This is a genomic window from Nocardia sp. NPDC004722, from assembly GCF_053601505.1.
In genome coordinates this window covers 1-6,149 of the sequence record NZ_JBSGBY010000516.1, presented here as the reverse complement: position 1 = coordinate 6,149, position 6,149 = coordinate 1, and the positions used below count along the sequence as shown (strand labels likewise).

At 68.5% G+C, this 6,149-nt stretch carries 6 protein-coding genes; 5 read left to right on the top strand and 1 reads right to left on the bottom strand.

Features of this window, described 5'->3' with window-relative positions; genetic code table 11:
- Nucleotides 1-25: 25 nt before the first annotated feature.
- The 5 genes from ACWELQ_RS35125 to ACWELQ_RS35105 are packed head-to-tail and all read left to right on the top strand — an operon-like array spanning nucleotide 26 to nucleotide 4,877.
- Complete coding sequence (locus ACWELQ_RS35125) at nucleotides 26-1,678, top strand: thiamine pyrophosphate-binding protein (protein WP_452401323.1); 1,653 nt, start codon at nucleotides 26-28, stop codon at nucleotides 1,676-1,678.
- On the top strand, nucleotides 1,675-2,334 hold the full coding sequence (locus ACWELQ_RS35120; RefSeq protein ID WP_452401322.1) for an SRPBCC family protein: 660 nt from the start codon (nucleotides 1,675-1,677) through the stop codon (nucleotides 2,332-2,334). The genes ACWELQ_RS35125 and ACWELQ_RS35120 overlap by 4 nt, the downstream gene beginning before the upstream one ends.
- A 2-nt stretch (nucleotides 2,335-2,336) precedes the next feature.
- A complete protein-coding gene (locus ACWELQ_RS35115; RefSeq protein ID WP_452401321.1) occupies nucleotides 2,337-3,347 on the top strand; it encodes a 3-oxoacyl-ACP synthase III family protein in 1,011 nt (336 codons plus the stop codon).
- A 13-nt stretch (nucleotides 3,348-3,360) separates the two neighbouring features.
- On the top strand, nucleotides 3,361-4,365 hold the full coding sequence (locus tag ACWELQ_RS35110; protein WP_452401320.1) for a pyridoxal phosphate-dependent aminotransferase: 1,005 nt from the start codon (nucleotides 3,361-3,363) through the stop codon (nucleotides 4,363-4,365).
- A complete protein-coding gene (locus ACWELQ_RS35105) occupies nucleotides 4,365-4,877 on the top strand; it encodes a MarR family winged helix-turn-helix transcriptional regulator (RefSeq protein WP_452401319.1) in 513 nt (170 codons plus the stop codon). Before ACWELQ_RS35110 ends, ACWELQ_RS35105 begins: the two co-directional genes overlap by 1 nt.
- 24 nt (nucleotides 4,878-4,901) lie before the next feature.
- Here ACWELQ_RS35105 and ACWELQ_RS35100 read toward each other — a convergent pair whose 3' ends face one another.
- The gene (locus ACWELQ_RS35100; protein WP_452401318.1) at nucleotides 4,902-5,612 is read right to left on the bottom strand and encodes a Mut7-C RNAse domain-containing protein; all 711 of its coding nucleotides are present in this window, start codon (nucleotides 5,610-5,612) and stop codon (nucleotides 4,902-4,904) included.
- Nucleotides 5,613-6,149 lie beyond the last annotated feature (537 nt).

Here is a 6,149-nt window from a genome sequence, read left to right as displayed (position 1 = left end):
GCAACGGCACCCGACCCTCACCGGCCTGATCGCCAAGCATGAATTCGGCGCGGCCACCATGGCGGACGGGTACGCCCGCGCCACCGGCCGCCTCGGTGTGGTGGCCGCCACCTCGGGCGGCGGGGCCATGAATCTCCTTGCGGCCCTGACGGAATCGTACGATTCCCGGGTCCCCGTGCTTGCCCTGGTCGGCCAGCCGCCGACCGCACTCGAAGGACGCGGCGCGTTTCAGGACACCAGCGGACTGCTCGGCAGGCTCGACGCCCGGCGGATCTTCGGCGCGGTGTCGCGTTACTGCGCCAAAGTGACCAATCCGGAGGAGATTTCCGACGAACTGGACCGGGCGATAGCCGCCGCACTCAGCGGCGGACCCGCAGTCCTGTTGCTGCCCAAGGACATCCAAGCCGCAAAACATCCCCGTCATTCCGGCGTGTCCCTGGCCGAAATCCAACGCGACGGAGTGGATCCCGGCCAAAAGCACGTCGGGGTGACGGGTGGGGCGCACGCCGCGATGACGGATGTCGCTCGCACTGCGGTGGAGGCGGTGGTCGCGGACCTGCCTGCGCCGGCGCAGGTGGTCATCATCGCCGGACCCGAGGTCGGCTTGGCCGACGCGCGAGTGGAGTTGGCCGCGGCGGCGCGGGCACTGAACGCCGGAGTGCTCGTGACTCCGGATGCCAAGGACGCCTTCCCGAATCGCGATCCGCACTTCGCCGGTGTCGTCGGCGTCATGGGTCACCCCGGCGCGGGCGAACTGGTCGCCACGGCCGACCTGTGCCTGCTCGTGGGTGCGAGCATGTCTATGACCTCCCGTGCCGGACTGGACGGTCCGCTGACAGCGTGCCCCCGGGTCGTGCACCTGGGCGCGGAGGAGCCCTTCGTCCCTGTGCACGCCCGCGCATGCGGACCGTTGCCCCCCGCCCTTCGGGAGGTAGCGGGGCTGATCCGGTCAAGTGCTGCCGCACAGCATGATTCGGGCGCGGCCGATCCGGACCGCGTCGTCCCCGAGTCGCCCGTCGTCCTGCCCGCCGAGGCGGCCGACCCGACTGTCGAGCCCCACCACGCGCTCGGCGAGCTGGTGGTCCCGCCTGCCTCGGGGCCCGGGGTGCGGTATCGGGAGGCGGTCGCGGCGCTCGAGGCGGCGTTGGAGCCGGGGACCGATGTGGTTGCCGACGCGGGCAATACCGGTGCGGCCGTGGTGCACCACCTGCGTGTCCCCGAGGACGGGCGGTTTCTCATCGCGCTTGGTATGGGCGGGATGGGGTATTCGTTCGGAGCCGGGATCGGGTGTGCGCTCGGGCGTGGCCGGCGGACCGTCGTAATCGCCGGGGACGGTGCGTATTTCATGCACGGGCACGAGGTGCATACCGCGATCGAGTATCAGGCGCCGGTCACCTTCGTGGTCTTCAACAACAACGCGCACGCCATGTGTGTCACGCGCGAGCAGGTCTACTACTCCGGCGATTACAGCTTCAACCGGTTCCACTCGGCCGAGATCGGCGCGGGTGTGGCCGCCATGTTCCCCGAGTTGCCCGCCTGGACCGCCCGCACCCTCACCGAATTCGAGAACGCGCTGGAGAAGGCGCGGGCAATACCCGGCCCCGTCTTCATCGAACTGCAGTGTGACCCCGATGAAATCCCACCCTTCGCCCCCTTCCTGAAGGAGCCCCTCGCATGACCGAGACCGTCAAGGATGAGCCGATCGAGGTTCCGGACCTGGATATCCCGGGGGTGTATCGCATCGAGTCGATGGCCCTCAAGGAGGGCATGCCGCTGGTGCTGGACATGACCCGCGCCGTCTACCCGCACGACGAGATCTACGGGCAGTACTGCACCGTCACCGAATTCATCGACGCGCCGCCGCAGGAGGTGTTCGAGTACCTCGCCGACACCCGCAGCCTGTGCGAATGGACCTACAGCATGCGGGGTTTCGAACGCACCGAGGATCCGGAGATCTGGGTATCGGACGACCGGATCGGCTCGCACACCCGCATCTACACCCGCACGGTGAGCGTTCCCGAGGCGCGCACGGTGGACTACCACTGCGCCTGGGACCAGGCCGACCACCTGTGGATGATCTACCTGATGCGGGTCGTGGACGCGCAACTGGTGCTCAATAAGCCGGGTTCGGTGGTCACCTGGACCAACTGCCATCACCCCTTCTACGACGACAACGCCTACCCGCAGACCGAGCCCGAGGGCCGTCCGGTGTGGGTCGGCGACTTCTGGCACCTCTTCGCCGCCGGGCACCTGTTGGAACTGCGCAATCTCAAGGCCATCTGCGAGCACCGTCACGCCAACGGCCAGCCGATCAAGCCGGAATGGATGAACTGAGCATGAGCACTGTCAGCCTGATCGACGTGGCCGGGTATCTACCCGAGAACGTCGTCCCCGCGGACTATTTCGCGCAGTACGCCGACCCGGACGAGGTCACCTCGAACTTCATGTTCAAGGCGCCCAAGTTCCGCCACCACATCGCCCCGGGCGAGACGCCCGCCGACATGGCCGAGCGGGCCGTCGCCCCGATCCTGGCGCGGCACGGCCGGGAAGTGTTGCGCGAGGTCGACATTCTCATCGTGCACACCCAGCTGCCGGAACTCGGCGTGGTCGGCAACGGCGGCGAGGTGGCCGCACGCCTGGGCATCAAGCCCGAATGGCTCATCGATCTGCACAACGGCGGCTGCGCGTCGTTCGTCTACGGCATGAAACTGGCGCGGCAGATCCTGCTGTCGTCGGACGCCCGCTCCGCGCTCGTGGTCACCGTACAGAACGTGGCCGGGCAGGTGTTCACCCAGGAGCAGGTGCGCGGCAAGGCGCAGGCCGCCATCCCCGGCGACGGCGCGGGCGCGGGACTGCTGGTGAAGTCCGGTGACTCGCCGATCCTGGACATCGAGACCCGGCACCTGCCGGAGTTCGCCGGGCAGATGACCGTCATCGCCGACCCGCCGCGCCGCTACTGGGAGGCCGGAACCGGCCAGATGCACGTCGGATTCACCGAATCCAAGATCGCCAAGGTGCTGCAGCGCGGCAACCGGCTGGTCCCGGAGGTGGCGCAGGCGGTGTGCAAGCGCATCGACGTGGCGTCGCAGGACCTGGATCTGCTGGTCACCAACCAGCCCAACCGCGCGTTCCTGCGCAACTGGCGCGACGCGCTGCAACTGCCGCCCGAGAAGCACCCCGACACCTTCGACGACTGCGGAAACCTGTTCGGCGCGGGCATTCCGGTCACCTTCGACCGGGCCGTCGACGAGGGCCGGGTGCCCGCGGGCTCGGTGGTGATGCTCGCCGGTTTCGCGCACGCGGGCGACTTCGCCGGGGCCGCCGCGGTTCGCTGGGGCGGGCGCTGAGGAGGCGAGCGTCATGACCTCGCTGATATCGGCCGGACATCGGTTGCAGCTCAACGAGATTCCCTACGGGCCACCGCCGTCGGTGCGGGAGGCGCTGAGCCGGGCGCTGGCTTCGGCCAACCGCTATCCGGAGTTCCTGCCGCAGCGGTTGCCCCGGCTGATCGCCGAGCGGCTGGGCTGCGCGCCCGACCGGATCGTGGTGGGCGCGGGCGCGACCGGGGTGATCATGCACATCGTGCAGGAATTCGGTTCCGGCGGTGCGGAAGTCGTGATGGCGACACCCACCTTCGACGGATACCCGATCCTGGTCTCGATGGCGGGTGGACGGCCGATCGCGGTGCCGCTCACCGGCGATGGGCGGCAGGACCTGGCGGCGCTGGCGGCGGCGGTGACCGAGCGGACCCGGCTGGTGGTGGTGTGCAGTCCGCACAATCCGACCGGAACCCTCATCGCCCCAAGGGAATTCGAAGAGTTTCTGCGGGAGATCCCCGCCTCCGTCACCATCGTGCTCGACGAGGCGTACGTGGACTTCGTGGCCGAGGCCGACCGCATCGACGTGTTCGGACTGCTGGAAAAGCATCCGAATCTGCTTGTGCTGCGCACCTTTTCGAAGGCGTACGGCCTCGCCGCGCTGCGGGTCGGCTACGGCATCGGCGCGCCCGAACTCATCGATCGCGTCGCCCGCTGGCAACTGCCCTTCGGGATGACCGCGCTCGCCGAGGTCGCGGTGCGGGCCTGCTACGAGGCGGAGCCGGAGATCGAGGCGCGGATAGCCGTACTCGGCGAGCACCGCGACCGGCTCACCGCCGGACTGCGCGAACTCGGTCTGTGCGTACCCGACAGCTACGCCAACTTCTCCTACCTCACCGTGGCGGGCCCGCAGGCCGACGCGGTGGCAACCGCGCTGGCGGGCGCGGACATCCACGTCAAGGCCTATCCCACCGGCATCCGCATCACGGTGGGCGATCGTGTGGCCACCGATGCGGTACTCACCACGGTCCGCAGTACAGTGCTGTAATGCACGAACATCCGCCTTCCGCACCCGACGGGCATCGGGCCGGAGCGGACGAGGAGATCGACTACGCGCTGCTGTCGCTGAACGCCCAGCTGTGCTTCGCGCTGTACTCCACGTCACGATCCATGACCGCGGCCTACCGGCCGTTCCTGGACGATATGAACCTGACCTACCCGCAGTATCTGGTGTTGCTGGCGCTGTGGGAACACCCCGGCATCACCATGAAGGATCTGGGTGAGCAGGTTCACCTCGACTACGGCACGCTCTCGCCCCTGGTCCAGCGACTACAGTCGCGCGGCCTGGTCGAGAGCGTCCGCAGTGCGACCGACGGCCGCGCCGTGGTCCTGCACGCCAGCGAATCCAGCCGCGAACTCCAGCAGGGCGCGCAGCACATGATCCAGACCGTGCTGGATCTGGTGGGCGTCCCACTGGAGGACATCGAGGCGATGCGCGATCAGGTCAAGGCGCTGGGCGCTCGGCTGGATGCCGCGGCGTCCGCGGCCCGCGCTCGGTGACGGTCGCCTGAGCCCCGACCGGGGTCAGGCGAATTTGGCCAGGGCGTCGGCCACGATGGCGTCCAGACGTGCGTGGTGCGCGCCCTTCCAATAGGTCTGGCCGCAGTCGACGCACTGGGCGAAGGAGTCGTAGCTCTCGCCGGTGTTGCCGGGCAGGTGGGCCCGCACCGCGTCCCGCTCGGCGGCGCGTAGCACCCCGTTGCACGCGGTGCAGCGGGTCCAGGGCGCCAGCCGCGGCGCGAAGCGCGACAGCACGTCGTCCAGCTGCTCGGCGGGCTGGTGGCTGTAGACGTAAGCGCCGGAGTAGATCTCGCGACGCCGCAGCAGGCCGCGGTCGCGGGACAGCAGCACCCGCCGCTCGGCCGCGGAGCGGGCCGCCAGCGCCGCGTCGCCGATATCCGGATTCTCGTAGGCCGCATCGATTCCCAGCAGCCGCAGCCGCCGGGTGAGGGTGCCGAGGTGGATGTCGAGCAGGAAGCGCAGCGGTTCCGAGCTGGGCTGGGGGCGCAGCACCGAGGACACCGCGATGATCTCGCCGTCGGACGGAATGTGCCCGGCCGCAACCGATTCGCCGTTCACCGTCAGCACGCCCACCTCGGTCAGCGGCACACCCAGCGACTCCACCACATGCCCCAGCGTCGAGGTGCCGTCGATCCGGATCGGCGAGCCGTCGCGCTGCCCGACGAAGACGCGCAACTCGGGCGCGAACTCGACGGTGATTTCCCCTGCGTTCACCAGCCCAGGATCCCAGAAACCGGGCACCCACGAGCAACTCAATTTCGATCTTGGTCGGTGCGGGCGGGGGCGCGAAAAGTGAAGTGGAGGCCGAATTCTGCGGGGCAGTGGCCTGAAGCACACTCGAAGAAAAAGAGAACAATTCGTTAACCAATTGTTTGCACACCTAAGGGTTGCGGTATTGGAACCGTGATGTTTTTCTTGGTGCGCAGGTCGATTACGACCCACCGATGGACGAAGGAGTATTTCCCATCGGGTGCCATTCTCGGCAGCGTCGCCGCCGCACACCACCGACCTGCGACCACCGAGTCGCCGTTCCCCCGGCGCTCGTCCTGATGAAGGTGAAAGGAAAACAGGCCATGAACGCACCCCGATTGGCCCGTGCGGCCGTACTTCTCGCGGGCATCTGTGTGCCCCTTCTCGCGCCTGCCCTGGCTACCGCCGCGCCGGCGGGTGGCGACGCTCCCGCCCCCGTCGGCGCGGACACCCCCGCCCCGCCCCCACAGTCGTCGGTATTGCCGCAGCTCGGAACTGGTA